General features: G+C 67.2%; 25 protein-coding genes. 14 read left to right on the top strand and 11 right to left on the bottom strand.

Features of this window, described 5'->3' with window-relative positions; genetic code table 11:
• Positions 1 to 12: 12 nt before the first annotated feature.
• Positions 13 to 945, bottom strand: coding sequence for a tripartite tricarboxylate transporter substrate binding protein BugE (locus HCU76_RS10085; RefSeq protein ID WP_213953872.1), 933 nt, complete (start codon positions 943 to 945; stop codon positions 13 to 15).
• A 189-nt stretch (positions 946 to 1,134) separates the two neighbouring features.
• On the opposite strand from HCU76_RS10085, the gene HCU76_RS10080 reads away from it, so the two are divergent.
• Entirely contained in the window at positions 1,135 to 2,040 is a 906-nt protein-coding gene (locus HCU76_RS10080) for an AEC family transporter (RefSeq protein WP_213953455.1), read from the top strand.
• On the opposite strand, the gene queG is transcribed toward HCU76_RS10080, so the two are convergent.
• Entirely contained in the window at positions 1,950 to 3,119 is a 1,170-nt protein-coding gene (gene queG / locus HCU76_RS10075) for a tRNA epoxyqueuosine(34) reductase QueG (protein WP_213953454.1), read from the bottom strand. The two genes, HCU76_RS10080 and queG, sit on opposite strands and share 91 nt — an antisense overlap.
• On the opposite strand from queG, the gene tsaE reads away from it, so the two are divergent.
• The 3 genes from tsaE (at position 3,105) to HCU76_RS10060 (ending at position 5,544) form a co-directional block, all read left to right on the top strand.
• Positions 3,105 to 3,605 (top strand): tRNA (adenosine(37)-N6)-threonylcarbamoyltransferase complex ATPase subunit type 1 TsaE, encoded by a 501-nt coding sequence (tsaE, locus tag HCU76_RS10070; RefSeq protein ID WP_213953453.1) that lies wholly within the window; start codon positions 3,105 to 3,107, stop codon positions 3,603 to 3,605. The two genes, queG and tsaE, sit on opposite strands and share 15 nt — an antisense overlap.
• A gap of 16 nt (positions 3,606 to 3,621) precedes the next feature.
• Complete coding sequence (locus HCU76_RS10065; RefSeq protein ID WP_213953452.1) at positions 3,622 to 5,121, top strand: N-acetylmuramoyl-L-alanine amidase; 1,500 nt, start codon at positions 3,622 to 3,624, stop codon at positions 5,119 to 5,121.
• 147 nt (positions 5,122 to 5,268) lie between these two features.
• The gene (locus tag HCU76_RS10060; RefSeq protein WP_213953451.1) at positions 5,269 to 5,544 is read left to right on the top strand and encodes a glycine zipper domain-containing protein; all 276 of its coding nucleotides are present in this window, start codon (positions 5,269 to 5,271) and stop codon (positions 5,542 to 5,544) included.
• Between the two features lie 91 nt (positions 5,545 to 5,635).
• Here the strand turns inward: HCU76_RS10060 and HCU76_RS10055 are convergent, their stop codons facing one another.
• Both HCU76_RS10055 and HCU76_RS10050 read right to left on the bottom strand, forming a co-directional pair.
• Positions 5,636 to 5,824: a hypothetical protein gene (locus tag HCU76_RS10055; protein ID WP_213953450.1), complete on the bottom strand. Its 189-nt coding sequence runs from the start codon at positions 5,822 to 5,824 to the stop codon at positions 5,636 to 5,638.
• A gap of 129 nt (positions 5,825 to 5,953) precedes the next feature.
• Entirely contained in the window at positions 5,954 to 6,616 is a 663-nt protein-coding gene (locus HCU76_RS10050) for a DedA family protein (RefSeq protein WP_213953449.1), read from the bottom strand.
• 298 nt (positions 6,617 to 6,914) lie between these two features.
• Here HCU76_RS10050 and mutL point away from each other — a divergent pair, with 298 nt between their 5' ends.
• The 5 genes from mutL (at position 6,915) to HCU76_RS10025 (ending at position 12,244) form a co-directional block, all read left to right on the top strand.
• Positions 6,915 to 8,795, top strand: a complete 1,881-nt coding sequence (mutL, locus tag HCU76_RS10045) for a DNA mismatch repair endonuclease MutL (protein ID WP_213953448.1) — start codon at positions 6,915 to 6,917, stop codon at positions 8,793 to 8,795.
• 115 nt (positions 8,796 to 8,910) lie between these two features.
• The gene (locus HCU76_RS10040) at positions 8,911 to 9,852 is read left to right on the top strand and encodes an alpha/beta hydrolase (RefSeq protein ID WP_213953447.1); all 942 of its coding nucleotides are present in this window, start codon (positions 8,911 to 8,913) and stop codon (positions 9,850 to 9,852) included.
• Positions 9,853 to 9,944: 92 nt separating this feature from the next.
• Positions 9,945 to 10,940 carry a tRNA (adenosine(37)-N6)-dimethylallyltransferase MiaA gene (gene miaA / locus HCU76_RS10035; protein WP_213953871.1) on the top strand — a complete coding sequence of 332 codons (996 nt, stop codon included), beginning with the start codon at positions 9,945 to 9,947 and terminating at the stop codon, positions 10,938 to 10,940.
• 25 nt (positions 10,941 to 10,965) lie between these two features.
• The gene (locus HCU76_RS10030) at positions 10,966 to 11,613 is read left to right on the top strand and encodes an ABC transporter ATP-binding protein (protein ID WP_213953446.1); all 648 of its coding nucleotides are present in this window, start codon (positions 10,966 to 10,968) and stop codon (positions 11,611 to 11,613) included.
• Between the two features lie 208 nt (positions 11,614 to 11,821).
• Complete coding sequence (locus HCU76_RS10025) at positions 11,822 to 12,244, top strand: hypothetical protein (RefSeq protein ID WP_213953445.1); 423 nt, start codon at positions 11,822 to 11,824, stop codon at positions 12,242 to 12,244.
• 33 nt (positions 12,245 to 12,277) lie between these two features.
• Here HCU76_RS10025 and HCU76_RS10020 read toward each other — a convergent pair whose 3' ends face one another.
• From HCU76_RS10020 to badH, 6 genes are all read right to left on the bottom strand, one after another.
• Complete coding sequence (locus HCU76_RS10020; protein ID WP_256354112.1) at positions 12,278 to 12,904, bottom strand: flavin reductase family protein; 627 nt, start codon at positions 12,902 to 12,904, stop codon at positions 12,278 to 12,280.
• Positions 12,901 to 13,878, bottom strand: a complete 978-nt coding sequence (locus HCU76_RS10015; RefSeq protein ID WP_213953444.1) for a threo-3-hydroxy-L-aspartate ammonia-lyase — start codon at positions 13,876 to 13,878, stop codon at positions 12,901 to 12,903. Before HCU76_RS10015 ends, HCU76_RS10020 begins: the two co-directional genes overlap by 4 nt.
• Positions 13,879 to 14,046: 168 nt before the next feature.
• On the bottom strand, positions 14,047 to 15,705 hold the full coding sequence (gene aliA / locus HCU76_RS10010) for a cyclohexanecarboxylate-CoA ligase (RefSeq protein ID WP_213953443.1): 1,659 nt from the start codon (positions 15,703 to 15,705) through the stop codon (positions 14,047 to 14,049).
• A 30-nt stretch (positions 15,706 to 15,735) separates the two neighbouring features.
• The gene (aliB, locus tag HCU76_RS10005; RefSeq protein WP_213953442.1) at positions 15,736 to 16,887 is read right to left on the bottom strand and encodes a cyclohexanecarboxyl-CoA dehydrogenase; all 1,152 of its coding nucleotides are present in this window, start codon (positions 16,885 to 16,887) and stop codon (positions 15,736 to 15,738) included.
• A gap of 10 nt (positions 16,888 to 16,897) precedes the next feature.
• On the bottom strand, positions 16,898 to 17,680 hold the full coding sequence (badI, locus tag HCU76_RS10000) for a 2-ketocyclohexanecarboxyl-CoA hydrolase (protein ID WP_213953441.1): 783 nt from the start codon (positions 17,678 to 17,680) through the stop codon (positions 16,898 to 16,900).
• Between the two features lie 28 nt (positions 17,681 to 17,708).
• Positions 17,709 to 18,476, bottom strand: a complete 768-nt coding sequence (gene badH, locus HCU76_RS09995) for a 2-hydroxycyclohexanecarboxyl-CoA dehydrogenase (RefSeq protein WP_213953440.1) — start codon at positions 18,474 to 18,476, stop codon at positions 17,709 to 17,711.
• Between the two features lie 136 nt (positions 18,477 to 18,612).
• On the opposite strand from badH, the gene HCU76_RS09990 reads away from it, so the two are divergent.
• The 3 genes from HCU76_RS09990 (at position 18,613) to HCU76_RS09980 (ending at position 20,807) form a co-directional block, all read left to right on the top strand.
• The gene (locus HCU76_RS09990) at positions 18,613 to 19,122 is read left to right on the top strand and encodes a MarR family winged helix-turn-helix transcriptional regulator (protein WP_256354111.1); all 510 of its coding nucleotides are present in this window, start codon (positions 18,613 to 18,615) and stop codon (positions 19,120 to 19,122) included.
• A gap of 99 nt (positions 19,123 to 19,221) precedes the next feature.
• Complete coding sequence (locus HCU76_RS09985) at positions 19,222 to 19,578, top strand: YciI family protein (RefSeq protein WP_213953439.1); 357 nt, start codon at positions 19,222 to 19,224, stop codon at positions 19,576 to 19,578.
• Positions 19,575 to 20,807: a DUF6596 domain-containing protein gene (locus HCU76_RS09980; protein WP_345944615.1), complete on the top strand. Its 1,233-nt coding sequence runs from the start codon at positions 19,575 to 19,577 to the stop codon at positions 20,805 to 20,807. Before HCU76_RS09985 ends, HCU76_RS09980 begins: the two co-directional genes overlap by 4 nt.
• A gap of 55 nt (positions 20,808 to 20,862) precedes the next feature.
• Here HCU76_RS09980 and HCU76_RS09975 read toward each other — a convergent pair whose 3' ends face one another.
• On the bottom strand, positions 20,863 to 21,078 hold the full coding sequence (locus HCU76_RS09975) for a hypothetical protein (protein ID WP_213953437.1): 216 nt from the start codon (positions 21,076 to 21,078) through the stop codon (positions 20,863 to 20,865).
• Between the two features lie 115 nt (positions 21,079 to 21,193).
• On the opposite strand from HCU76_RS09975, the gene HCU76_RS09970 reads away from it, so the two are divergent.
• The gene (locus HCU76_RS09970) at positions 21,194 to 23,755 is read left to right on the top strand and encodes an FtsX-like permease family protein (protein WP_218509145.1); all 2,562 of its coding nucleotides are present in this window, start codon (positions 21,194 to 21,196) and stop codon (positions 23,753 to 23,755) included.
• Positions 23,756 to 24,053: 298 nt separating this feature from the next.
• Positions 24,054 to 26,465, top strand: coding sequence for an HAD-IC family P-type ATPase (locus HCU76_RS09965; RefSeq protein ID WP_256354110.1), 2,412 nt, complete (start codon positions 24,054 to 24,056; stop codon positions 26,463 to 26,465).
• The last annotated feature ends 30 nt before the right edge of the window (positions 26,466 to 26,495 follow it).

Below are 26,495 nucleotides of genomic sequence, written 5' to 3'. Positions count from 1 at the left end.
ACGGTGCCGTGATCAGTCCAAAGAGAGGTTCTGCTTTTTCACCACATCCTTGTAGACCGCAAATTCCGCCTTGATCTGCGCCGCGAACTGCTCGGGCGTGTTGGCCACGATGAGCGAGCCGGTGTCCTCGATGCGCTTCTTGACGGCCGGGTCTTCCACCGACTTCTTCACGCCGTCGGCGATCTTGTCGACGACTTCCTTGGGCAGGCCCTTGGGTCCGAGGATGCCGTAGTAGGCCATGCGATTGACCGGCTCCAGCCCGACTTCCTTGAAGGTCGGCACATTGGGCAATTCCTTCAACCGCTGCGGCGCGGACACCACGATGGGCACGAGACGGCCCGCCTTGATGAAGGGCATGGCCGAGGGGATGTTGTCGAACATGATGGCCACCTGGCCCGCCACCACGTCGTTGAGCGCCGGGCCCGCACCGCGGTAGGGAATGTGGGTCACGAAGGTGCCGGTCAGGCTCTTGTACAACTCCATCAGCAGGTGCCCGATGCCGCCGGTGCCCGACGACGCATACGAATACTTGCCCGGGTTCTTCTTCAACTCGGCCACGAACTCGGCGTAGTTCTTCGCCGGGAAGTTCGGGTTCACCGCGATGATGTTCGGCGTGGCGGCGATGTTGGTGATCGGCGTGAAATCGGCGATCGGGTCATAGGGCGTCTTCGGATTGATGGCCGGGTTGGCCGCCGTGCTCGACACGGTGGCCACGCCGAGCTTGTAGCCGTCCGGCGCGGCCCGCGCGGTTTCAGCCGCACCCACGATGCCGCCGCCGCCCGGGCGATTGATCACGATCACGGGCTGCCCCAGCACCTTGGCCAATGGCTCGGAGATGACGCGGGCCACGATGTCGGTGGTGCCGCCCGGTGCGAAGGGCACGCTCAATTCGATCGGCTTGTTGGGATAGCCCTCTGCCCAGGCCTGGCCGGCAAACGCAACCATGGCAACGGCGCCCACACTCCATTGACGACGATTCAAGTTCACTGAACTCTCCAGTACAAATTTGCAAACATGAGCCTCATGCTAGCGGCATGCCCGCGGAGCCGCGCCCTGAAATACCCGCGTGATTGCCCGTTTATGCTCTGAGGCGCGCTCCATCATGCGCGGCCTTCATGCGAGACAAGCACCCCCGTGAACTATGCGCAACTGCTCTTCCCCGACTTCTCGCTGATCGCCTGCGGCTGGCTCCTGTGCCGCTTCACCGCGCTCGACCGCCGCGTGTGGGACCAGGTCGAAAGCCTCGTCTACTACTTCCTGTTCCCGGTGCTGCTGTTCCATTCGATCGTGCGCAGCCCCTTCGACTTCGCGGCGACGTCGAGCATGCTGGGAGCGGGCGTCGCCATGAGCCTGTGCGGCGTCGGGCTGTCGTATGCCCTGCCCCATCTCCCGTGGCTGGGCCGGTATATCGATCGCGCCGATCACGCTGCCAGCGCGCAGGTCTCGTTCCGCTTCAACTCCTTCATCTGCCTCGCGCTGGCCGACCGGCTTGCGGGCCCGCAGGGGCTGTTGCTGATCGCGGTGTTGATCGGCGTGTGCGTGCCGCTGCTGAACGTGGCCGCCGTCTGGCCGATGGCCCGCCATGCGCAAACGGGCTTCCTGCGGCAATTGATACGCAACCCGCTGATCATCGCGACGGCGACCGGCCTGCTGGCCAACGTGCTCGGCTTCAGGGTGCCGCCGTGGCTGGAGCCCACGCTCTCGCGCATCGGCGGCGCCTCGCTGGCGCTGGGCCTGATGGCCGCCGGTGCGGGTATGCAGTTCGCCACGCTGGCGCGTGCCAAGGTGCTCGCAAGCTGCGTGCTCGCGATCCGGCACCTGGTCCTGCCGCTGGTCGCGTTCGGCCTGTCGCGCCTGCTGCACCTGGAGCCGACGCAGGCCACCGTGCTGCTGGCCTTCTCCGCCGTGCCCACGGCCTCCAGCGCTTATGTGCTGGCGGCTCGCATGGGCTACAACGGGCCGTTCGTCGCGGGGCTGGTGACGCTGTCGACGACGCTGGGGGTGTTGAGCCTGCCGTTCGCGCTGGGGGTGTTGAGATAGTTGCTGGCCTGGGCCTGTTCCAGCGCCCATTCGACATGCTCGCGAACCAGCGCGGAGGGATGCGCAAGCCGGGCCCTCAGCGCGTCAACCAATCCCGGGTCCGAAGGCGTTATGCGTAGGGCGTTGCCGACCCCGACGGCCAGGTTGCGCAGCCACCGCTCGTGCCCGATGCGACGAATCGGGCTGCCCTCCGTCCATCGAAGGAACTCGTCCTCGGTCCACGCGATCAACTCCGCCAGATGCCGCCCCGTCAACCCTTCCCGCTGATCGAAGTCCGGCAACGCGCTGCGGCGCGCGAACTTGTTCCAGGGGCAGATCAACTGGCAGTCATCGCAACCGTAAATGCGGTTGCCGATCAAGGGCCGCAGCTCGACCGGGATCGCCCCGGCATGCTCGATGGTGAGGTAGGAAATGCAGCGCCGTGCATCGAGCCTGTGGGCGCTCAGGATCGCCCTTGTCGGGCAGATGTCGATGCAGGCGGTGCAGCTTCCGCAATGCGGCGTCACCGGTTCGCTCGCGGGCAATGCCACGTCGACGTAGATCTCGCCGAGGAAGAACATCGAGCCCGCCTCGCGGTCCAGCACCAGCGTGTGCTTGCCCCTCCAGCCCTGGCCGCTGCGCGATGCCAGTTCGGCCTCCAGCACGGGCGCCGAATCGGTGAACACGCGATGCCCGAACGGCCCCATTTCAGCGGCGATCTGGTCGGCCAGCTTCTGCAGTCGCGAGCGCAGCACCTTGTGATAGTCGCGTCCTCGCGCATAGAGCGACACGATCGCCTCGCCCGGTCGCGAGAGACGGTCGAACTCGATGGCCTGCCAATCGGCGGGCGTATCGCGCGGCAGGTAGTTCATGCGCGCGGTGATCACGGTGACCGTCCCCGGCACCAGCTCGGCCGGCCGGGCGCGGCGCGCGCCATGGGCCGCCATGTAGTGCATGTCGCCATGGAAGCCTTCGGCCAGCCATGCCATCAGTCCGGGCTCGGCACTGGACAAGTCGATGCCCGCCACGCCGATTTGGGAGAATCCCAGTTCCCGGGCCAGCGCCTGAATACGAATCACGAGTGGATGGCTGCCGATCACCTGCCGATTGTAGAAACGCAAGACGCCGTGCGCGTCTGGCACACCGAAGAGGACACCGCGGCCTTTGCGCAGACGCTGGCGCACAAGCCGGCGTTGCGTGATGCGTTCGTCGAGTTGCGTGGCGACCTCGGCGCCGGCAAGACCACCTTCGTGCGACACCTGTTGCGCGCGCTCGGCATTGCCGGCCGCATCAAGAGCCCGACCTACGCGGTGGTCGAGCCGCACGAGGCACCCGATGGCCTCGCGATCTTTCATTTCGACTTCTACCGTTTCAGCGATCCCCAGGAGTGGGAAGACGCCGGCTTCCGTGACATTTTCGCGGGCCCCGGCCTCAAGCTCGCCGAATGGCCCGAAAACGCCGCAGGCCGCATTCCGCTTGCAGACCTTGCTATTAAAATCGAAGCAATGACCGACCAATCCCGTACCGTGCGCCTTCGCGCGAACACCGCCCGCGGCCGGCAATTGCTGGCCGGGTTCGTTGAATGAGCGCGAAGTCCTTTCAATGACTCTTGAGCACCCCAATCGCCGCCACCTGTTGAAGGCAGGCAGCCTGGTGCTGCTGCTCGGCGTGCAGGAAATCGCGCATGGCGCAACCATCATGGCCGTGCGCGTCTGGCCGGCCGCCGACTACACCCGCGTGACCATCGAATCCGACGGGCGCCTGCAAACGCAGCAGCTGGTGGTCGGCAATCCGCCGCGCCTGGCCATCGACATCGAAGGCATCGAGCTGAACCCGGCGCTGCGCGAACTGGTCGGCAAGATCAAGCCGGGTGACCCGTACATCAACGGCCTGCGCGTGGGGCAGAACTCGCCCAACGTGGTGCGCATCGTGTTCGACCTGAAGCAGTCCGTGGTTCCGCAGGTGTTCTCGCTCGCGCCGGTCGCCGCGTACCAGCATCGACTCGTGCTCGACCTCTATCCGCAGCAGGCGGTCGATCCGATGGAAGCCCTCATCGCCGAGCGCCTGCGCGACGCGCCGTCTTCCACCGCCAAGGGCAACGCAGACACCACGGTGGCCGGCATCGCCCCACGCGAATTGCCGCGCACCGGCGAGCCGCAAAACGCCACGCGCGCCGCGCCTTCCACAGGCGACGCGCTCGGCGAACTGATGGCGCAGCAATCGATGCGGCCCGCACCGGCCACCCAGGGCGCAAGTCCCGGCGGTTCGCCAACGCTCTCGGCGCCGCCGACTTTGCCGCCTGTCGTCGGTGTCACCCCGGTCAAACCGCCGCCCGTGGCTGCGACAGCGGGTCCCAGTGTCGCCACTTCCAGCCGCACTGATCGGCTCATCATCGTCGCGCTCGATCCCGGCCACGGCGGCGAAGACCCTGGCGCCACCGGGCCGGCCGGCACCCGCGAAAAAGACATCGTGCTGCAAGTCGCCTTCAGGCTGCGCGACCGCATCAACGCGGGCAGCGTGAACGGCAACCCGATGCGCGCATTCCTGACGCGCGACGCGGATTTCTTCGTGCCCTTGGGCGTGCGCGTGCAGAAGGCCCGCCGCGTGCAGGCCGACCTGTTCGTGAGCATCCACGCAGACGCCTTCACCACGCCCGCAGCGCGCGGCGCCAGCGTGTTCGCGCTGAGCCAGGGCGGCGCGTCGAGCAGTGCGGCGCGCTGGCTGGCCAACAAGGAAAACGAGGCAGACAAGGTTGGCGGCATCAACGTCGGCGGCCATGAGGCGCAGGTGCAACGCGCATTGCTCGACATGAGCACCACGGCCCAGATCAACGACAGCCTGAAGCTCGGTGGCGCGATGCTCGGCGAGATTCGAAACGTGGGACGGCTGCACAAGGGCGAGGTCGAACAGGCCAGCTTCGCCGTGCTGAAGGCGCCCGACATTCCAAGCGTGCTGGTCGAGACCGCATTCATCAGCAACCCCGAGGAAGAAGCCAATCTGCGTCGGGTGAGCTACCAGGAAAACCTCGCCGATGCGCTGATGCGCGGCATCCAGCGCTACTTCACGCAGAACCCGCCGCTGGCTCGCAGCCGGCAACTGTAGCCGTCATCAATGCCCGGCCAAACGCCGGGTCCTGCGCGTGCACAAGCCCCGCGCGGCGTCGCGCAAATAACCGGGACCGTCTCCTACAGCCCCGCTGGAGGGGGTTCGCACAATGAGTCCATCACTTCAAAACGAAAGGTGGACATCATGAAAGCACGTCTCTGGATCGCGGCCGCTGCAGCATCTTCGGCAATGGCATTGGTGGGTTGCGCGGGAACCGGGCCCAACCAGCAGTTGGGCGTGGGCGCGGGTGCAGTGGGCGGTGCCTTGGTGGGCCAAGCCATCGGGCACAACACTGCGGCGACTGTTGGCGGCGCGGCGATTGGCGGCCTGATCGGCAACGAGGTTGGACGCAACGCGGACCAGCGCAACTACAACAACAACCGCAACAACTACTACCCGTACAACGGTCCGAGCAACTGAGCGAGTTGAATCGGTCGGGCCGGCGCGAGGAGCGGCTGGCCAGCAAAAAGGCGTGTCATCGACACGCCTTTTTTGTTGAGTCTCGGCAGGCTCACGTAGTCGGTCGTGCCGCCGCGGACGCCATCGCAAGGAAGGCATGCGTCATGGCCATCGCCCGGGCTGCCCAGGGATGATGCGCGGTGTCGTCTTCTTCCCGCACCAGCGCAGGCAACCTGACTGCGGAGCCAATGCTTTCCAGGAGCGCGGCGTATTCGGAAGTGTCGGGTTGTGGGGCTTGCATGGAGGGCATGCTACGCGGCGGGGCTCGACTCACAATTCGTCGGACGGCGTAGGAAGACACAATATCAGAACAAAGTCACACATTGTTTCATGACCTTTGGGACTCGAACCTTCCACCCTCGAACGGGGCTTATTTCTGCAACGCCGCACGCTCGCGTTCCGCACGGCCCGCACGCCATGCGCCAAAGATCGCCATCACGCCCGGTATGAAAATCAGCGCCCAGATGATCTTGTCGAGGTGTTCGCGAACCAACGGCAGGTTGCCGAAGAAGTAGCCCGCCGTCGCAATGCCCAGCACCCAGACCAAGGCGCCCACGATGTTGAACATCGTGAACCTGGCGCGATTCATCGCCGCCACGCCGGCCACGAACGGCGCAAAGGTGCGGATGAACGGCATGAAGCGAGCGAGGATCACGGTCACGCCACCGTAGCGCTCGTAGAACGCGTGGGCCTGGTCGAAGGCCTTTCGGTTGAACAGGCGGGAGTTCTCCCATTGGAAGACCTTCGGCCCGAAGAATCGCCCGATCGCGAAGTTGGACTGGTCGCCCAGGATCGCTGCGGCAATGAGCACAACGCAAGCCAGCGCAAAGTCCATGTGGCCGACACCGCACAGTGCGCCAACGATGAAGATGAGTGAATCGCCGGGCAGGAAGGGCATCACCACGACGCCGGTCTCGACGAAGACGATCAGGAAAAGCAGCGCGTAGACCCAAGGGCCATAGGCGATGACGAATGCTTCGAGGTGCTTGTCGACGTGAAGGATAAAGTCGACGAAATAACTGAGTATGTCCATGGCGGGAGATTATCCGGGGGGCTGCGCGGCCCGCCTGTACGGGTGCTGAACCGGGCGTGCATCCGCCACGGAAATCGCTTCGATGGCCCCGACCTGATCACCGGAACTTCATTCGTGGCTTCTTTCTTCCTGCTGCATTGGCGCATGACCGCCCTTGCGCTGGCAGGACGGCGCGGCGCATGTCGATCTTCACCACTTTGCACCGGCGGCCTATGAGGCCAGGATCGGCGCATTCCTCGCCCTGCGCATGCCAGGACGCAGCACCGCTGCGTCGCCCGGCAAATCCTAGAATCACTGCGTGAACGCCCCCCTCTCCCCCGCCTCCACCCGCCGCCCCATCCGCGATTTGCCCGACGAACTGATCAGCCAGATCGCGGCCGGCGAGGTGGTGGAGCGGCCCGCGTCGGTGGTGCGTGAACTGCTGGACAACGCGCTGGACGCCGGCGCGCGCGAGATCACGGTGCGGTTGTCGGCCGGCGGCGTGCGGCTGATTTCGGTCGAGGACGACGGCGGCGGAATTCCGCGCGATGAACTCACCGTGGCTTTGCGTCGCCATGCCACCAGCAAGATCGCCAGCCTCGGCGAGCTCGAAACCGTCGGCACGATGGGCTTCCGGGGCGAGGCGCTGGCGGCGATCAATGCGATTGCCGACCTGTCGCTGCTCTCGCGCACGGCCGGCGCCGACAGCGCTTGGGCGCTCGATGGCCGGACCGGAGAACTGCGCCCGGTGGCGCGCGCCATCGGCACCACGCTCGAAGTGCGCGAACTGTTCTACGCCACGCCGGCGCGCCGCAAGTTCCTGAAGACCGATGCCACCGAACTGGCGCACTGCGTCGAGGCGGTGCGCCGACAGGCGCTGGCGCGTCCGGATGTCGGTTTCTCGATCTGGCACGAAGGCAAGCTGGTCGAGCAATGGCGCGCCGCCTCGGGCCCCGAGGCGCAGGTGCAACGCCTGGCCGATGTGCTGGGCGACGATTTCGTGGCGCAGAGCGTGGCAGTCGATCGGCCGGGTGGCGCCGTGCGTGTCGTGGGCCGCGCCGGCATACCGGACGCCGCACGCTCGCGCGCGGACCAGCAGTTCTTCTATGTCAACGGCCGCTTCGTCCGCGACAAGGTGCTGGCCCACGCGGTGCGCAGCGCCTATGAAGACGTGCTGCACGGCCAGCGCCAACCCGTGTATGCGCTCTACCTGGAGATCGACCCGGCCCGCGTGGACGTGAACGTGCACCCGACCAAGATCGAAGTGCGATTTCGCGATGGCCGCGAAGTGCACCAGGCGGTCCGGCATGCGATCGAGGATGCGCTCGCCGCACCGCGTGCGGGGGACGCGGTCAACACGCCCGCCGCACCCTTTTTCAAGCAGTCCCAGCCTGCCGCGCCGGCACCGTGGGCACAGCCGGCCATCCACTTTGCGTCCGAGCGACGCCTGGGCGATGCGGCTGCAATGTGGCCCGCGCAACGACTCGACGGCGCCACGACCCCGCCGATGGGTTGGGCGACAACGCCGCAGCCCGCGCAACAGCCCGCCGCGCCCTTCTCCCCCACCTTCCAACCCGCCGCACCCCTCCCGACCACAGGCGACGCCAACGCGGACGCCTGGCCGCTGGGCCGCGCGATCGCCCAGCTCCAGGGGATCTACGTGCTGGCCGAAAACAGCCAGGGCCTGGTCATCGTCGACATGCACGCGGCCCATGAGCGCATCGTCTACGAACGGCTCAAGACCCAGCTTGACGGCGCCGCCATCACCAGCCAGCCGCTGCTGATCCCCGCCACCTTCGCCGCGACGCCGCAGGAAGTCGCCACCGCCGAGGCCTGCGCAGACGTACTGGCGACGCTGGGCCTGGAAATCTCGCCCTTTTCGCCCCGCACGCTGGCGGTGCGCGCCGTGCCCGGCACGCTGGCCGATGGCGACCCGGTCGAACTCGCCCGCAGCGTGCTCGCCGAACTGGGCCAGCACGACGCCAGCACGGTGGTGCAGCGGGCGCAGAACGAGTTGCTGTCGACCATGGCCTGCCACGGCGCGGTGCGCGCCAACCGGCGCCTGACGCTGGACGAAATGAACGCGCTGCTGCGCCAGATGGAAGCCACCGAACGCTCCGACCAGTGCAACCACGGGCGGCCGACCTGGCGGCAACTCTCGCTGCGTGAACTGGACGCGCTGTTCCTGCGAGGACGGTAACATTCAGAAACGTGTCGTCCGATCGGCGGGCACGCGCGTTGCATGACCTTGTCGCGGCCATTGCTGGCAGGCCGCCGGAACTTTCGCGCCAGCCAGGTCTCCCTCTGCCACAAACATGAAACGTTGGGCCTTCCTCGCTTCTGCCATTGCCCTGAGCGCACTTTTCGCGGGTGGTTGTTCCACGCTCGATGAGCGCCAGCGCGAATGGATCTTCCAGCCGAGCGACCAGAGCTGGGGCAACACGGCTGAACAGACGGCCGGCATGGAGCAGGTGTGGATCGACTTCCGCTCCTCGCTCACGGGCGAGCCGGCCCGCCTGCACGGGCTCTGGCTCGGCGCCAAGCCCGAATCGGCCGACACGCCCGTGTTGCTGTACCTGCACGGCGCGCGCTACAACGTCAGCGGCTCGGCGCCGCGCATCCGGCGGATGAATGAATTGGGCTTCTCGGTGCTGGCCATCGACTACCGCGGCTTCGGCAAGAGCACCAAGGGCCTGCCATCGGAAGAAACCGCGCGCGAGGATGCGCGCGCGGCCTGGGCCTGGCTCGCGGCGCGGCATCCGCAGCAGCGCCGCTACATCTTCGGGCACTCGCTGGGAGGCGCCATCGGCATCGACCTGGCGGCCAGCGTGAAGGACGAAAGCGGCGTCATCGTCGAGGGCACCTTCACCTCCATCTCCGACGTGGTGAGCAGCTTCAAGTGGGGCTGGCTGCCGTTCCAGCCTTTCATCACGCAACCCTTCGATGCGCTCGCCAAGGTCAAGGACATCGGCGCGCCGCTGTTGGTGGTGCATGGTGCGCTCGACAACCTGATCCGCCCCGAACTCGGCCGCAAGCTGTATGACGCCGCCACCGGTCCGAAGAAGTTCGTGCTGGTCCGGAACGGATCCCACTACAGCACCAACACGGTCGGCGGGACGGAGTACCGCGAGGCGCTCGAGCAACTGTTCAGCGTCAGGGCGCCCGACCCGGCAGCATCGCAGCAGCAGGCCGCGCCCGGCACGGCGCCACCGCGCGCCGCAGCCATGCGGCCGTACGACGGCGGCCGGCAGCTCTGAGCATTTGACGAAGCGCCTCGGCCACAGCCGCCCCGCGGCCCGCCTGGCGCACCTTTGTTAACCTCGGGCGCATGCCCTCTTCCACCGCCGACATGGCCGTTTCCCGTCCGGCCCCTGCGGCAGCGTGGCTCGGCATCGCCGGCCCCACGGCTTGCGGCAAGACGGCCGCCGCACTGGCACTGGCGCGCGAACGCCTGGTCGAGATCGTCAGTGTCGATTCGGCGCTGGTCTATCGCGGCATGGACATCGGAACCGCCAAGCCCAGCGCTGCCGAACTGACTGCCGTCCCGCACCACCTCATCGACATCCGAGATCCGAGCGAGAGCTACAACGCCGCCGCCTTCGTCGCGGACGCCACGCGGCTGGTCGCGGAAATCCGTGCGCGCGGCCGGATGCCGCTGCTGGTCGGCGGAACGATGCTGTACTTCAAGGCGCTGATCGATGGCATTGACGCGATGCCCGCGGCCGAGCCCGCCGTGCGCGCGCGCCTCGATGCCGAAGGCGCGGCATTGGGCTGGCCCGCGATGCACGCGAAACTGGCCGAGATCGATCCCATCGCCGCCGCCCGCCTGTCGCCCAACGACAGCCAGCGCATCCAGCGCGCGCTGGAGGTGTGGCATGCGAGCGGGCAGCCGCTGTCGAGCTTCCACGCGGCACGCCATGCCGGGCGTGCGGACACGGCCGGCTCGCCCGCAGGCATCCTCTTTTCCCTCGAGCCGACGGACCGCGCCTGGTTGCACGAGCGCATCGCGCGCCGCTTCGATGCGATGCTGGACGATGGCTTCCTCGACGAGGTACGCGCGCTGCGGGCGCGCGGCGACCTGCGGCCCGACATGCCGTCGATGCGGTGCGTCGGCTATCGGCAGGCGTGGGAGTTCCTGGACGAGTGCCCGTGCGACCGATCGACCTGCGGCGACCGCGCCGGCCCGTCCATCGCCGCATTTCGCGAACGCGGCATTGCCGCCACCCGGCAGCTCGCCAAACGGCAAATCACATGGCTGCGCAGCATGCCGGCCCGCCGCATCATTCCCGCCGAGGCACCGGACGCCATGGCGCAGCTGGTGCATGCGGCCATGGAGATTCCATGAGCGCAGCGCCGCTTGCACGGACCACATGACGCTCCAAGTCCAGGATCTGGCCAAGCACTACGGCGATGCGGCCGTGTTCGAGCATGTATCGCTCGAAGTCGCGGCCGGGGAGTTCGTTGCCATCGTCGGCGAATCGGGCGTGGGCAAGTCCACGCTGCTCAACTGCATGGCCGGCCTGGACAGCTGGGATGCCGGCAGCATCCGGCACGACGGGGTCGCGCTGGCCACGCTCGACGACGAGGCGCGCGCGCTGTGGCGCCGGCGGCAAGTGGGTTTCGTGTTCCAGGCCTTCCACGTCCTGCCCCATCTGGACGTGGCGCAGAACGTCGCCCTGCCGCTGATGCTGCTGGGCGACATCGATGCAGCGCGCGTGCAACAGATGTTGTCGATCGTGGGACTGGAAGGCTTGGGCGAACGCCTGCCCCAGCAGCTTTCCGGTGGGCAGTTGCAGCGCGTCGCGATTGCCCGGGCGCTGGTGCATCGCCCCAGCCTTCTGCTGGCGGACGAACCGACCGGCAATCTCGATCCCACCACCGCAGGCCGCGTCATGGATGTGCTGGTGCAGCAAACGCGGGAGCATGGCGCGTCGCTGGTGCTGGTCACGCATTCGGAGGCGGCTGCGGCGCGCGCCGATCGGGTGCTGCACCTGCGCGCGGACGGCATCGCTTCCTGACCGTATTTCCGGCCGATATCGCACCCCGGCGGGGGCGGTTTCGGGTCCGATGAAAGTACACGTCGGCGTACCATTCAATGAAAAGTAATTCTTAGGGTTTACGTCATTTCAAAATGTCAAGAAATATTTCAGACAATTCATCGAAATGACGCGTTGAAACGCTTTGTCACACTCATACTGGAGGCCCAACAGCAGGAAAACACCCGTTATGCCCAGCTTGCGTGAGGAATATCGCCAAGTCACCGACGCCCTTGAAGCCGCGTATCTCGCAGACAAGGCCGCCTATGAAGCGCTGCCGCGCCGAAGCAAGGACTTCTGGGCGCTGCAGCCGCCGCAGTCATGGCCGACGGCCGAAGAATTCAAGCCCTGGTTCGAGGCCCGCACGGCCTTGCTGGAGGCCGAGCAGCGCGTGATCCAGATGCTGCGTGCCCGGTGCGAAATGGTCCGCCAGAAATTGGGCCGTGCCGGCATCGAATTGCTGCTGCGCACCGCCAACTACCCGGCCTACATGGAACAGATCGTCGACACCGTGCCGGACGACCTGCACCTGGCCGAATTCATGCGCATGCCGGCAACGGGCGACGAACCGGGCGCCGCGGTGCGACCGATCCCTCAACCGCAGACGCATTGAGCCGGGTTCTGGAGGAATTGTTCAGCATAGCCTTCAGGTCGGGCGCCGCATCCTGAAACGCAAATCGGGCGAAATCTCGAAATAGTCGGCCGGCCCGCCGCCCCGCAGGATCGGGCGCGCAGCGGCGGTGTCGTACACACCGTCCTTGATCAGCGAGCGGTCGATGTGCACCGCGACAACCTCCCCCAGCGTCATCCAGGTTTCGATCGCACCGCCATCGGCGGACTGCAACTGGAAAGATTGCGTGAGCCTGCATTCGAACGCGACCGGGCTCTCGCCCACGCGCGGCGGCGAGACCAGCCGCGACGGCACCTGCGTGAGGCCCGCCAACTCGAACTCGTTGACCTCCGGCGGCACCATCGCGCAACTCGCATTCATCTGCTCGGCGAGCGGCCGCGTGGCCAGGTTCCAGACGAACTCGCGCGTCTGCTGGATGTTGCGCACCGTGTCCTTGTAGCCGATGCTGGCGAAACCGACGATCGGCGGCGTGTAGTTGAAGCCGTTGAAGAAGCTGTAGGGCGCAAGGTTCACGCCGCCGTTCGCGCCGCGCGACGAGATCCAGCCGATGGGACGCGGCCCGACGATCGCGTTGAATGGATCGTGCGGCAGGCCCGTTCCGAGGCGCGGCTCGTAGAAGTGCATGTCGGCATTCATCGTCATGCTGCGCTCGCTCCCGACAGCAGTTCGGCATAGCGCGCCATGTCGACGTTGCCGCCGCTCACGATGATGCCGACGCGCTTGCCGCGGATCGCGTCCCCGGCCGCGCACGCCGCCGCAAATGCGAGGCAACCGGTCGGCTCGACGACCATCTTCATGCGCTCGGCAAAGAAGCGCATGGCTTCGATGAGCTGGGCATCGGTGACGGTGAGGATGTCGGTCACATCACGCTTGATGATGCCGAAGGTGTACTGGCCGAGATGCTGCGTCTGCGCACCGTCGGCGATGGTCTTCGGCGTGTCGATGTGCACGATCTCGCCCTTGCGGAATGACTGCTGGCCGTCGTTGCCGGCCTCGGGCTCGACGCCGTAGATCTTGCATTGCGGGATCAGCGTGCGCGCGGCCAGTGCGCAACCACTGGTCAGGCCGCCGCCGCCGAGGCAGACATAGAGCGCATCGAGCGGCCGGCCGGTCTCGAAGATCAGTTCCATCGCCGCGGTGCCCTGCCCCGCGATGACGTCGGGATGGTCGTAGGGCGGGATCAGCGTCATTCCTCTGTCCGCGGCGATGCGCTTTGTCAGCGCCTCCCGGTCTTCGGCAAAGCGGTCGTACTGCACCACCTCGGCGCCGTAGCCGCGCGTGGCCGCGAGCTTGGCCGCCGGCGCATCGTGCGGCATGACGATGACCACCGGCATGCCGAGGATGCGCGCCGCCAGTGCCATGGCCTGCGCATGGTTGCCCGAGGAAAAGGCGATAGCGCCGGCCTTGCGCTGCGCCGCGTCGAACTGCGACAGCGCATTGAACGCACCGCGGAACTTGAACGCGCCCATGCGCTGGAAGTTCTCGCACTTGAAGAAGAACTGCGCGCCCCATCGCTCGTCGGCCGTGGCCGAGCGGAGCACGGGCGTGCGGTGGGCATGGCCATCGAGCCGCTTGGCGGCCGCGAAGACGTCGTCATAGGTGGGGAGTTGAAGCATGGCACCGAAGATAGCCCATCGGGCCGGCCGGCGTGCCAGGCCAGCGCGATCTTCGCCTCGCGGGTCAGCTTCGACAGGCGCTTGCCCTCGTCGTCGAGCAGCCTTCGAAGCTCGGCCGTGTCCATCGCCGCTGGCCCGGCGACGAGGGCTGCATGGCGGCTCGAGCCTCTACGCCGTCTCCGCGCGCAGCAGCTCGCGCAGCTTGTACTTCTGGATCTTTCCCGATGGCGTGGACGGCATCGTGTCGCGCACCACGAGCCTCTCCGGGATGTATTGCAACGCGATCTTCTGGGCCTTGAGGAAGTCGACGATCGACGGCAGGTCGATCTCGTGGCCGGGGCGTGGCACGACCACCGCGCAGGCCCGTTCGCCGAGGCGCTCGTCCGGGTAGGCGACGATGGCCGCCATCTGCACCGCGGGGTGGCGGTACAGCAGCGACTCGATTTCCACCACCGGGATGTTCTCGCCGCCGCGAATGATCACGTCCTTGCTGCGCCCCGTGATGCGCAGGTAGCCGCGCGCGTCGATGCGCGCGAGATCGCCGGTGTCGAACCAGCCATCGGCATCGGTCCCGTTGAGATGCGGTCGCTTGAGGTAGCCGCCGAAATTGGAGCAGGCGCGCAGCAGCAGCTTGCCCGACTCGCCCGGCGGCAGGCTTGCGCCGTCGATGTCGACCACCTTGATCTCCACGCCGGCCAGCGGCTTGCCGTCGGTGGCGAAGGCGCGCTCGTCATCGTCGTCGAGTTCGATGGTGGTAACGGCGCCGTTCTCGGTCATGCCCCAGGCCGACACGATCTTGGTCTTGAGCACGCTGCGCGCCTGCTCGACCAGCGGGCCGGGGATCGGCGCGCCGGCGCAGAGGAAGGTGCGCAACGTCGGCACGGCCAGGCCGCTTTCGGACACGCCGCGCGTCAGGTCCGCGAGGAACGGCGACGACGCCATCGTGAACGTGACGCGCTCTTCGCGAATCAGGCCGATCGCGCGTGCCGGTTCCCAGATGTCCTGCAACACGGCCGTGGCCTTGAGCATGATGGGCATCATCAGTCCGTACATGAAGCCGGTCTGGTGCGCCATCGGCGAGGCCATCAGCACCACGTCGTCCTGCGTCAGGCCCATGCGCTGCGCATACGGAATGATGTTGGCCATGACCGTGTTGGCCGAGTGCATCACGCCCTTGGGCTCCCCTGTGGTGCCGGAGGTGTAGATGAGTTGCGTGACATCGTCCGGGCCGGGGCGGTGGCGCGTGAGGATGTCCTGCGCGTCGGGTTCGTCTTCCCAGTGCGGGCCGCCCAGCAATGCCTCGAAGCTGTGCGGCGCCGGCTGGCCATCCTGCGTCGCGCCGATCACGACGAGGTGCTGCATGGCCGGCAGACTGGGCCGCAAGTCGACCAGCATCTGCTCGTGGTCGAAGCCGCGGAAGGTCTTCGGCACGATCATCACCTTCGACTCGCCATGCTTGAGCATGAACGACAGCTCGCGCTCGCGGAAGATGTGCATCATCGGATTCAGCACGGCGCCGATGCGCGAGCACGCGAGATAGGTCAGCGTGAATTGCCACCAGTTCGGCAACTGGCAGGAGACCACGTCATTGCGTTCGACGCCCAGACGCGTGAGGCCGACGGCGATGCGGTCGGCCATGCGCGCCATCTCGCGGTAGGTCATGCGCGTGACGGTGCCGCTCTCGACCTGAACCGCCACGATGCCGGTCTTGTCCGGGCAAGCAGCGAGGCAGGCATCGAAGTCGTCGTTGATGGTGCGGTCGTGCCACAAGCCCTGCGCGACCATGGCGGCGCGACGGGACGGAATGAGTACGGCGTCGAATTGCATGTGTGTCTCTTCTGGTCTTTTGTGGAAGGGTCAGGCCGGAACCGCGGAGCGGCCGGCGCGTGCGCGCGCGATGACCGTCTTCATGATCTGCGCTGTTCCGTCGCCGATCTGGAAGCCCAGCACGTCGCGCAGGCGCTGCTCCATCGCGCCGCGGTCGTAGCCGCCGTGGCCGAACATCAGCAGGCACTGGTGGATGCAGTCGTACGCCAGCTTGGGCGCCCACCATTTGCACATCGCGGCTTCGGCGCTGTGCGGCGCGCCGCGGTCCTTCAGCCACAGGGTTTGCAGGCACAGCAGGCGCGCGGCCTCGACCTGCGTGTCGAAGTCGGCCAGCGGATGCGACACGCCCTGGAAGGCGGACAGCGGCTTGCCGAAGGCCTCGCGCTGCGCGACGTAGTCCCACGTTTCCTCGAGCGCCACGCGGGCGACGGCCAGCACCTGCAAGCCGATCAGCGCGCGCGAGAAGTCGAAGCCCTGCATCACCTGCACGAAGCCCTTGTTCTCCTCGCCGAGGCGATGATCGACCGGCACGCGCACGTTCTCGAAGAACAGCGAGCCGCGGCCGATGGCGCGCTGGCCGTGGCAGTCGAAACGGTTGCGCGTGAGGCCCGGCACATCGGCCGGCACCAGCAAGGCAGTGACGCCGTGCGCGCCGTCGCTCACCGCGCCGGTGCGGCCGAACACGACGATGGCATCGGCCTGGTCGGCGGCGGAGATCGAGGTCTTCTCGCCGTTGATGACGTACTCGTCGCCGACGCGCTCCACGCGCAGGCGCAGGTTGGCCGCGTCGGAGCCGCCGCGCGGCTCGGTGAGCGCGATGGCGAACAGGGCCTCGCCGCGCGTCAGCTTCGACAGCCACGGACCGACCACTTCGGGCCGGCCGTGCTCCGACAGGATCTGTCCGTTCAGCGATGCCAGCAGGTTGATGTACGACATGCTCAGGTCGGCCCGGGCGATCTCCTCATGGATCACGCCGGCAGCGAGGCAGCCCATGCCCTGCCCGCCATGCGCTTCGGCGAGTTCGGGCGCGATGAAACCCATCTCGCCCATCTCGCGCATCAGGCCGCGCTCGAGCGTTCGGTTCTTGTCGCGCTCCAGGAAGCCGGGCGCGATGCGTTCGGTGGCGAAGCGCCGGGCGTGGCCGGCCAATGCTTCGAGTTCGTCGTCGAGATAGGGGTTCATCGCGGCGGGCTCACTTCGCGTACTTGCGGAAGTCGGGCTTGCGCTTTTCCTGCAAGGCCTTCACGCCCTCGCGCGATTCCTCGGTGTCGTAGTAGAGCTTGAGCGCGTACATGCCCATGCCGGCGATGCCTGCCTGATGCGCGGTGTCCATGTTGAAGCTGCGCTTGGCGATGGCAATGGCGGTCGGGCTGCGTTCGCAGATGGTCTCAGCCCACTCCTGCACGGTCTCGTCGAGCTTCTCGGGCGCCACGCAGATGTTGGCCAGGCCCATGGCCACGGCCTCCTGGCCCGAGTAGCGCTTGTTGAGGTACCAGATCTCGCGCGCCTTCTTCTCGCCAACCACTCGCGCCAGGAAGGCGGTGCCATAGCCCGGATCGACCGAGCCCATCTTCGGGCCGACCTGGCCGAAGATCGCCTTCTCGGAGCAGATCGTCAGGTCGCAGATGGTGCACAGCACGTTGCCGCCGCCGATGGCAAAGCCCTGCACGCGCGCGATCACCGGCTTGGGCACGTTGCGGATCGCGTCGTGCAACTCCTCCATCGGCAGACCGATGGTGCCGCGGCCGTCGTAGTTGCCGTCATGCGCGGACTGGTCGCCGCCGGTGCAGAAGGCGCGGTCTCCTGCGCCGGCCAGCACGATGGCGCCGATGGCGCGGTCATAGCCGGCACGGTTCAGGGCCTTGATGAGTTCGTCGCAGGTGGTGCCACGGAAGGCGTTCATCTTCTCGGGGCGGTTGATGGTGATCCATGCGACGCCGTTGCGCACTTCGTAGAGGATGTCTTCGTATTCCATGATGAGTCTCCTGGGGTGTGTGGGTTGTTCAGCCGTTCATGGTCAAGCCGCCGGAGACGCTCAACACCTGGCCGGTGATGAAGCCGGCGTCGTCGCTGGCAAAGAAGAGGATCGCACCCGGCAAGTCGTCGGGCTGGCCGATGCGGCCGAGCGGTATGGCGCGGGTGAAAGCTTCCATCAGCTTCTCGGGGTTGCCAGCGCCTTCCTTGTAATCGGCGAACAGCGCGGTGTCGGTCGGGCCGGGGCACACCACGTTCACCGTGATGCCGTGCCGCGCATGCTCGCGCGCGATGGTCTTGGAGAACGAGATGAGCCCGCCCTTGCATGCGGCATACACCGCCTCGCCCGAGGAGCCGACCCGCCCCGCGTCCGATGCGATGTTCACGATGCGCCCGGCCTTGCGCGAGGCCATGCCCGGCAGCACCGCATGGTGCATATGCAGCGCGCCGGTGAGGTTGATGGCGATGAGCTTGTCCCACTGCGCGGGCTCGGTCTTGGTGAAAGGCTTGAACACATCCCAGCCGGCGTTGTTGACCAGCACGTCGATGGGGCCCAGCGTCGATTCGACGGCCGCGATGGCCGCGTCGACGCTAGCGCGGTCGGTGATGTCGCACCTGAATGCCTCGGCCTTGCCGCCATTGGCACGGATGCCCTCGGCGACGCGCTGCGCCGCTTCGAGGTTCATGTCGAGCACCGCCACGACGGCGCCCTCCGCCGCGAATCGGCGGCAGGTCGCGCCGCCGATGCCGCCACCGCCGCCGGTGAGCGCCACCGTCTTGCCCTTGAATCTTTCCATGATGTCTCTCCTTGAGGTTGAAGCTTGGTATCGTCGCGCCATTCGAGTCGACGATTCCCGGATATACGTCAATATGTTGTCGTATCATAGGCGCCTTGCCTCTAGCTCATCAACTTCTTTCACAAGCAGAGTCACCATGGTAATCCCTAATCAAAAAGACGACTCGACTCGCATGGACCTGGCCAATCGCGTCTTCTTCCGCCTCTACCAAAGCGCAAATATGTTGCATAAAACGGGCACCAAGGCCGTGGAGGCCGAAGGGCTGACCACGCAGCAGTGGGCGGTGCTGGGCGCGCTGTCGCGCGAGGAGGCGGAAGGCGGCATGAGCGTGGGCGACCTGGCCCGCTACCTGAAGGTGAGTCGGCAGAACCTGTCGGGCCTGCTGGGCCGCATGGAGCGCGACGGCCACCTGGGCATGGCACCTGACGGGCGCGACCGACGCTCGCGCCTCATCACGATGACGCCGTCCGGCCGGGACGTCTGGCTGGCGCAGGCGCTGCCGAAGATCCACAACTACTACGAGCAGGCGCTGGACGGCTTCTCGGTCAATGACATCGTGCACACGCTGCATTACCTGCTGCGCTTGCTGGAGAACATGGAGCGCGTCGATGCGGCGCAGGGCGGCACGACGGAAGGCGACGAATAGCCACAAATAAACTTTCACGCCGCTGTCGAAACGCACGCGGCCCGCGCGTCATGGAGGCGAGCCATACTGCTCGACAACCCCTTTTTCAAGGAGCCCGCCATGCAATACATGCTGATGTTTTATGTCACCCCCGATGACCTCGCCAAGTACGGCGACGAGCGCGCGGAAGCGCACAAGGCCAGCTGGATGGCCTACGTCGGCGCCGTCTACGAGTCCGGCACTGTCGTCAACGGCGATGGCCTGCTACCGCCCTCCACCGCCACCACGCTGCGTGTGCGCGGCGACAAGCGCCAGGTGCAGGACGGCCCCTTCGCCGACACCAAGGAGCAGCTCGGCGGCTACTTCGTCATCGACGTGCCGCACATCGACGCGGCGCTGGAATGGGCCGCCCGCGCGCCCTGCGCCGCCACCGGCGGCGTGGAAGTGCGACCGGTGATGCCGCGCGACGCAATGTGAACCCGGAAGCGGCAGCGCGCCGTGCCGCGGAGCGCGCGGCGCGCGACTCCTACGGCCGGCTGCTGTCGATCCTGTCGGCCCGCACGCGCGACATCGCGCTGGCCGAGGACGCGCTGGCAGACGCATTCGAAAGCGCCCTCGAAACCTGGCCGCGCACGGGTGTACCTGACAACCCGGCCGCGTGGCTCGTGACGACGGCGCGGCGCAAGACGCTCGACGCGTGGCGTCACGACCAGGTGCGCGAGGCCGCGGCGCAGACCCTGCACCTGCTGGCCGACGAATTCACCGAGAGCGAGGCCGCAGGCGCCGTTCCCGATGAGCGCCTGCGACTGCTGTTCGTCTGTGCGCATCCCGCCATCGATGCGGCGGCGCGCACGCCGCTCATGCTGCAAACCGTGCTCGGCCTCGACGTGCAGCGCATGGCCGGTGCGTTTCTCACCGCGCCGGCCACCTTGGGCCAGCGACTCACGCGCGCCAAGGCACGCATCCGGCAGGCGGGCATTCCCTTCGAATTCCCCGAAGCGCGCGACCTGCCGGATCGCCTGCTGGATGTGCTCGACGGCATCTACGCGGCCTACGGCACAGGTTGGGACGACATCGACGGCACCGACAGCACACGACGCCTGAGCAACGAGGCGATGGAACTCTGCGCGATCCTGTGTCGCCTGATGCCGGGCGAGCCCGAGCCCTTCGGGTTGCTGGCGCTGATGCTGTTCTGCGAATCGCGCGCGGCGGCGCGGCGTGATGCGGCTGGCAGCTATGTGCCACTGGATGCGCAGAACACCGCGCAATGGAGCCGGCCGATGATCGCCGAGGCCGAGCACGCGCTGCGACACGCGGCAAACCTCTCGGCGCGCGGCCCCTATCAACTCGAAGCGGCAATCCAGTCAGCCCACATCCAGCGAGGGCTCGGCGCCGACGTGCCAGCGACGGCGCTGGTATCGCTCTACGACGGGCTGCTCGCGCTGCGGCCGAGCGTTGGTGCGCAAGTCAGCCGTTGCTGCGCGGTGGCGCGTGCCGATGGCCCGCTCGCGGGACTTGCCGCGCTGGAGGCGCTCGATAGCGGCGTCGTGACGAACTACCAGCCATGGTGGGCGGCGCGCGCCCATCTGCTGGCGGAGGCGGGACAGACGGCGGAAGCGCGGGCAGCGTATCAACGCGCCATCGGCTTGGCCGTGCAACCGGCGGTGCGGGCGCATCTGACACGCGTGGCGGCACGGGTCTCCTGACTTTGCCAATATTCGCAGCGAAATTGAACCCGCCTGCGATCCCGTGTGTGCCGACTCAAATCCAGCGCGGCCCATCCCGCCCGCCCAGCGCCCGCAGCCTGGAAAAGCCGGCGACCAGCGCATCGGAATAACTCAGGTAGGTGCGCTCGGAAACGTCGAACTCCGCATAGGAGACGAAGGTACCTTGTTCGCCGGTGCCCTTGAGAATCACCCACGAGTAGGTCCTGGAACTCATTTCACGCACGCTCAAGGCGAGGTCTTGCAAAGTCATGGCGGTTCTCCCTGTTCTGTTTCGATGTCTGGGGCGCATTCTTGAGGGCCCGCGCTTTCCGACCAAGGGCGAGCTTCACGATTCCAGGCGTTTTCTCACGCGCCACAATCGCGGCATGCGCGCCCTGCTCTCCACTTTCTCCTGGCAGGAATTGCGCCACCATCCGTGGCGCAACGCGGCAGCGGTGGTGGCGGTGATGCTGGGCGTGGCGCTGGCCTTTTCGGTGCAACTCATCAATGCCTCGGCACTCGACGAGTTTTCCAGCGCGGTGCGTTCGGTCAACGGGCAGCCCGACCTCGAGTTGCGCGCGGCCCAGGGCAGCTTCGACGAGTCGCTGTTCGCGCGCGTCGTCGCCGATCCGCGCGTGGCGTTGGCGAGCCCGGTGCTCGAGGTCCAGACGGTGGCGCTGGCGCCGGGCTTGTCGGCGCCCCTCTCGATTCGCGTGATCGGCGTGGATGCGCTGGTGCTGCCGTCGATCGCGCCTGAGTTGATCCCCAAGCCTGCAGAGGGCGCGCAACGCCTCGCGCTGCTCGCACCAGCGACGATCTTCCTGAATGCGGGCGCGCGTGGGGCGCTGGGCGACGTGCCAGCGGTCGAACTGCGCACTGCGGCAAGTGCGCGCCGGGTCGATGTTGCGGGCAGCGTCCCGGCGGGCGGCAAGGCGCTGGCCGTGATGGACATCGGCGCGGCACAGGACCTGTTCGGCCGCGGCGGGCAACTCACGCGGATCGATCTGCGCCTGGCGCCGGGTGTCGACCGGGGCGCTTTCGTGCGGTCGCTGCAGCAGTCGGCCGGCTGGCCGGCGGCGGTGCAGGTCGCGGAGCCGGGTGATGCGGCGCAGCGCGTGAGCAACCTGTCGCGGGCCTATCGCGTGAACCTGACGGTGCTGGCGCTGGTCGCACTGTTCACCGGCGCGTTCCTGGTGTTCTCGGTGCTGGCGCTCAGCGTGGCCAAGCGGGCGCAGCAGTTCGCGTTGCTGGGTGTGCTGGGCCTCACGCCGAAGCAGCGGCTGCGGCTGGTGTTGATCGAATCGCTGGTGCTGGGCATCGTCGGCAGCGTGGTGGGCATCGGGCTCGGCACGGCGCTGGCTGCCTTCGCGTTGCAGGTGCTGGGTGGCGACCTGGGTGGCGGCTACTTCGCCGGGGTCGCGCCCGCCTTGCAATGGAGCACGGCGGCGGCGATCTCCTACGGCGCGCTCGGCGTGCTCGCGGCGATGGTGGGTGGCTGGTATCCGGCGCGGGCCGCGCAGGCGTTGCCGGAGGCGCAGACGCTCAAGGGCCTGGGCTCTGCGCCAGCAGGGTCCGGCCGGCAATGGATCGCGGTCGTGCTGGTCGCGGGTGGTGCCTTGCTGGCCTTCGCGCCGGCTGTGTACGGCGTGCCTATCGCGGCCTACCTGTCGGTCGGCTTGTTGCTGGTCGGCGGCATCACCGGCTTGCCCGGACTGATCGCGTTGATCTATGACCGACTGGCGCCCCTGATGGCGAAGCGCCTGCTGCCGCTGCTGGCAGTGGAACGCGCGCGGCGCATGCGCGGCACTGCGGCGGTGGCCGTCAGCGGCGTCGTCGCGAGCCTGAGCCTGGCGGTGGCGCTCACGGTGATGGTGGCGAGCTTTCGAGATTCGGTCACGCGCTGGCTGGACGTGGTGCTGCCGGCCGATCTCTATCTTCGGGCGGCCAACGCGGGCGGGTCGGGCAGTGGCAGCGACACGGGTGCATTCGGGCCGGACATGGTCGACGCCATCGGGCAGGTGGAAGGTGTGACACGCGTCAGCACGGTGCGCGCGAGGCAGGTGTCGTTGGCCGCGACGCAGCCGCCCGTGACGCTGCTCGCTCGCACCTTCGTCGGCGATGCGGCGCAGGCGCTGCCGCTGGTGGGCGACGCGTTCAAGACACCCCCGGGGAGCATCGGCATCTATGTGAGCGAGGCGGTCGCCGACCTCTACGGCGCGCGGCCCGGCACTGCGTTCGCGCCGCTGGCCAGGGCGTTCGAGCAGGACGGCAAGCCACCTGTCGAGTTCTTCGTGGCGGGGGTGTGGCGCGACTATGTGCGGCAGTTCGGCTCCATCGTGCTCGACGCGCGCGACTTCCAGCGATTGACCTCCGACCGCAGCGTGAACGACGTCTCGCTGTGGCTCGCGCCGGGCGCGGATCTCTCGCAGGTGCAGCAGGCCATCCGCGCGCTGGCGGCGCAAAGGCAGATGGCCGGCGACGCGCTGGAATTCGCGTCGGTGGGCGAACTGCGCGCCACGTCGCTGCGCATCTTCGACCGCAGCTTCGCGGTTACCTACTGGCTGCAGGCGGTGGCGATCGCCATCGGCCTGTTCGGCGTGGCCGCGAGCTTCAGTGCGCAGGTGCTGGCGCGGCGCAAGGAGTTCGGGCTGCTCGCGCACCTGGGGTTCACGCGGCGACAGGTGCTGGCTGTCGTCGCCGGCGAGGGCGCGGCATGGACCGTGATCGGCGCCTTCGCCGGCATCGCACTGGGGTTGGCGGTTTCGGTGGTGCTGGTGAAGGTGGTGAACCCGCAGAGCTTCCACTGGACCATGGACATCCTGGTGCCATGGGGTCGCCTGCTCGCGCTGTGCGCCGCCGTCATCGCGGCCGGCACGATGACAGCGTGGTTGGCCGGCCGTGCGGCTGCCGGTCGCGATGCGGTGCTGGCGGTGAAGGAAGACTGGTGAGACAAACGACAGTCATGAGCATGGGCGGACGCGCAAAGTGCCGCTGCGCGTGGCGGCGCCGCAGGAAAGTGGAAAAGCCCTGGGTCAGAACTGTCCGCATGTCGGTGGGGCGATAGGCGCTCCCCTCGTTGTTTCTTGTATGCGCGCTGCAAGGGCCGCGTCTGTGCGGTACCGCTCAGTGTGCGCGGCCGGATTGACGCGCCTCATCCACTGAAGATATCGGAACACGTTATGTGCGGTGGCAGACAGCCAGGGTGCATGATTTGCGCCAAGGTGGAACGCTCTCCAGGAACCCCGTATGTCCGCCATCCCAATGGTCAAGGTCGCGCCACCAGCGGAGCACGAACCGAAGAGCGCGATACCCCCCGATTCCGAAAGCGGATTGACGAGCGAAGAGGCTCGGCGTCGCATGGCGGCCGATGGGCCGAATGCGGTTCAGGATGTGGCGCCGCATCCGGTCCGTCGCGCCTTGGGCAAGCTGTGGGCGCCGGTGCCGTGGATGCTCGAGGCGGCGGTGCTGCTGCAATTGGCGCTGCGCGAATATGTCGAGGCGTCGGCCGTCGCGTTTCTCCTGGTGTTCAACGCGGGCTTGGCGTTCTTCCAGGAGGGACGCGCCCAGGCGACGCTCGAAGCCCTGAAGTCCCGTCTTCCATTGAGCGCATCGGCGCGGCGCGACGGCGTGTGGAAAACGCTGGCTGCGGCCGAACTGGTTCAAGGCGACATCATCAAGTTGTCCCTCGGCACCGTGGTCCCCGCCGACGCCCGATTGATCCGCGGATCCGTGCTGATCGACCACTCGATGCTCACCGGCGAATCCGTGCCGATCGAAGCCGGCGCCGGCTTCCAGACCTTTGCCGGCGCGCTGGTGCGTCGCGGCGAGGCTGTCGCCGTGATCGTCGCGACCGGCGCGCGCACGAAGTTCGGGCGCAGCGCCGAACTCATTCGCACGGCCCATGTCGAGAGCACCGAACAGAAGGCCATCGTTCGCGTGGTGCGCAATCTCGCCGTGTTCAACGGCGCAGTGATCATCCTCCTCGTCGGCTATGCGGAGCATCTGGCGATGCCGCTGGTGCAGATCGCGCCCTTGGCGCTGGTTGCCATCCTGGCTTCGATTCCAGTGGCGCTTCCGTCGATGTTCACACTCGCGGCGACGGTTGGAGCGCGGGCCGTGGCGCGACGCGGCGTCTTGCCAACGCGCCTTTCAGCGCTCGACGAAGCAGCCGGGATGGATGTCCTGTGCGTCGACAAGACCGGAACACTGACACGCAATGAACTCGCAGTGACTGCGTGCCGCGCGCTGCCGGGTTTCGAGGAGCCGCAAATCCTGGCGATGGCGGCGCTGGCGAGTTCCGACGGCGGCGCCGATCCCCTGGACGCTGCGATCCGCGCTGCCGCCCAAGCGGCGGCCCAACCGGCAACTGAACCGGCCGCTCAACCGGCGACCGTGGCGCGCTGGAAGCTCGTCACCTTCACTCCTTTCGATCCCACGCGGAAGATGTCGGAGGCCACGGCCATCGACCCCGAGGGCAAGGCGGTCAGGATCGTCAAGGGCGCCTTCACCGTGGTCGCTGCGATTGCCGAACCGTCTCCTGCGGCGTCGGCAATGGTCGAGGAACTTCAGGCCCAGGGCTTTCGCGTCCTTGTCGTCGCCACGGGATCGGCCGAGCCGCTGCGCATGGCCGGCGTGATCGCGCTGAGCGATCCGCCGCGCGCGGATTCCGCGGCACTCGTGGCCCAGTTGCATGGCTTGGGCATTCGCACCGTGATGGTCACCGGCGATGCGCCAGTGACCGCCCGGGTCGTGGCGCAGGCAGTCGGAATCACCGGGGCGGTCAGCCCGGCCGCATCGCTTCCCCACGATGCTCGCGTGGAAGCGTTCGACGTCTTCGCGGGCGTATTGCCCGAAGACAAATACGCGCTGGTCCAGGCGTTCCAGCGTGGCGGCCATGTGGTCGGCATGTGCGGCGATGGCGCCAATGACGCGCCGGCACTGCGGCAAGCGCAGATGGGCATCGCCGTCTTCACCGCGACCGACGTTGCGAAATCGGCGGCCGGCATCGTGCTGACCGATCCGGGTCTCGGCGGCATCGTTGCCGCCGTGCAAGTCGGGCGGACGACGTTCCAGCGAATCCTGACCTATACGTTCCGGTCCATCGTCCACAAGATCGTCCAGGTGCTTTTCCTGTTGGCTGGGCTGGTCATCTCCGGCGCCGCCGTGCTGACCCCGTTGCTGATGGTGCTGATGATGGTGGCGGGCGATTTCTTCGCGTTGTCATCGGCGACCGACAACGTCCGGCCGTCGTTGACCCCCAACGTCTGGCGGATCGGCAATCTCACCATCGCCGGCATCGTCCTGGGGGTATGCGATCTCGTCTTCTGCGTCCTCACGCTCGCGGTCGGGCGCTTCGAACTCCACCTCGACAGCGATACGTTGCGGACGCTGACGGTCGTGACCCTGGTGTTCAGCGGCCAGGCGATCTTCTATGTCACGCGCGAGCGCCAGCACTTATGGAGTTCGCGGCCCGGCGGCTGGCTGATCGCATCGTCGGTGCTCGACGTCACGATCTTCAGCATGCTCGCGACCCAAGGCATCCTGATGATGCCGTTGCCGGCAGCCGTCGTCGCCTGTGTATTCGGCGCGGCGGTCGTCCTGGCCTTCTGCCTGGACATGGTGAAGGTCCTGCTGTTCCGGCGCCTGGCCATTGCCTGACGCCATGGGCGTCGGTACGGGCAGACGTCC

This window comes from Variovorax sp. dw_308 (genome assembly GCF_019207085.1).
In the GTDB taxonomy this organism is placed as follows: domain Bacteria; phylum Pseudomonadota; class Gammaproteobacteria; order Burkholderiales; family Burkholderiaceae_C; genus Variovorax.
Note: the sequence above shows the minus strand (reverse complement) of the source record. Positions and strands in the feature narration are given on the sequence as shown.

Excerpts from the sequence above, each read along its gene's own strand:
- HCU76_RS10055 (WP_213953450.1), bottom strand. The coding sequence starts at position 5,824 with ATGCAAGCCCCACAACCCGACACTTCCGAATACGCCGCGCTCCTGGAA.
- HCU76_RS10020 (WP_256354112.1), bottom strand. The coding sequence starts at position 12,904 with ATGACGATGAATGCCGACATGCACTTCTACGAGCCGCGCCTCGGAACG.
- tsaE (WP_213953453.1), top strand. The coding sequence starts at position 3,105 with ATGGCTGCCGATCACCTGCCGATTGTAGAAACGCAAGACGCCGTGCGC.
- aliA (WP_213953443.1), bottom strand. The coding sequence starts at position 15,705 with ATGCAATTCGACGCCGTACTCATTCCGTCCCGTCGCGCCGCCATGGTC.
- HCU76_RS09985 (WP_213953439.1), top strand. The coding sequence starts at position 19,222 with ATGCAATACATGCTGATGTTTTATGTCACCCCCGATGACCTCGCCAAG.
- HCU76_RS10040 (WP_213953447.1), top strand. The coding sequence starts at position 8,911 with ATGAAACGTTGGGCCTTCCTCGCTTCTGCCATTGCCCTGAGCGCACTT.
- badI (WP_213953441.1), bottom strand. The coding sequence starts at position 17,680 with ATGGAATACGAAGACATCCTCTACGAAGTGCGCAACGGCGTCGCATGG.
- HCU76_RS09990 (WP_256354111.1), top strand. The coding sequence starts at position 18,613 with ATGGTAATCCCTAATCAAAAAGACGACTCGACTCGCATGGACCTGGCC.
- HCU76_RS10025 (WP_213953445.1), top strand. The coding sequence starts at position 11,822 with ATGCCCAGCTTGCGTGAGGAATATCGCCAAGTCACCGACGCCCTTGAA.
- HCU76_RS09965 (WP_256354110.1), top strand. The coding sequence starts at position 24,054 with ATGTCCGCCATCCCAATGGTCAAGGTCGCGCCACCAGCGGAGCACGAA.
- HCU76_RS10060 (WP_213953451.1), top strand. The coding sequence starts at position 5,269 with ATGAAAGCACGTCTCTGGATCGCGGCCGCTGCAGCATCTTCGGCAATG.
- HCU76_RS09970 (WP_218509145.1), top strand. The coding sequence starts at position 21,194 with ATGCGCGCCCTGCTCTCCACTTTCTCCTGGCAGGAATTGCGCCACCAT.
- aliB (WP_213953442.1), bottom strand. The coding sequence starts at position 16,887 with ATGAACCCCTATCTCGACGACGAACTCGAAGCATTGGCCGGCCACGCC.
- badH (WP_213953440.1), bottom strand. The coding sequence starts at position 18,476 with ATGGAAAGATTCAAGGGCAAGACGGTGGCGCTCACCGGCGGCGGTGGC.
- HCU76_RS10085 (WP_213953872.1), bottom strand. The coding sequence starts at position 945 with ATGGTTGCGTTTGCCGGCCAGGCCTGGGCAGAGGGCTATCCCAACAAG.
- miaA (WP_213953871.1), top strand. The coding sequence starts at position 9,945 with ATGGCCGTTTCCCGTCCGGCCCCTGCGGCAGCGTGGCTCGGCATCGCC.
- HCU76_RS09975 (WP_213953437.1), bottom strand. The coding sequence starts at position 21,078 with ATGACTTTGCAAGACCTCGCCTTGAGCGTGCGTGAAATGAGTTCCAGG.
- HCU76_RS10015 (WP_213953444.1), bottom strand. The coding sequence starts at position 13,878 with ATGCTTCAACTCCCCACCTATGACGACGTCTTCGCGGCCGCCAAGCGG.
- HCU76_RS10030 (WP_213953446.1), top strand. The coding sequence starts at position 10,966 with ATGACGCTCCAAGTCCAGGATCTGGCCAAGCACTACGGCGATGCGGCC.
- HCU76_RS10050 (WP_213953449.1), bottom strand. The coding sequence starts at position 6,616 with ATGGACATACTCAGTTATTTCGTCGACTTTATCCTTCACGTCGACAAG.
- HCU76_RS10065 (WP_213953452.1), top strand. The coding sequence starts at position 3,622 with ATGACTCTTGAGCACCCCAATCGCCGCCACCTGTTGAAGGCAGGCAGC.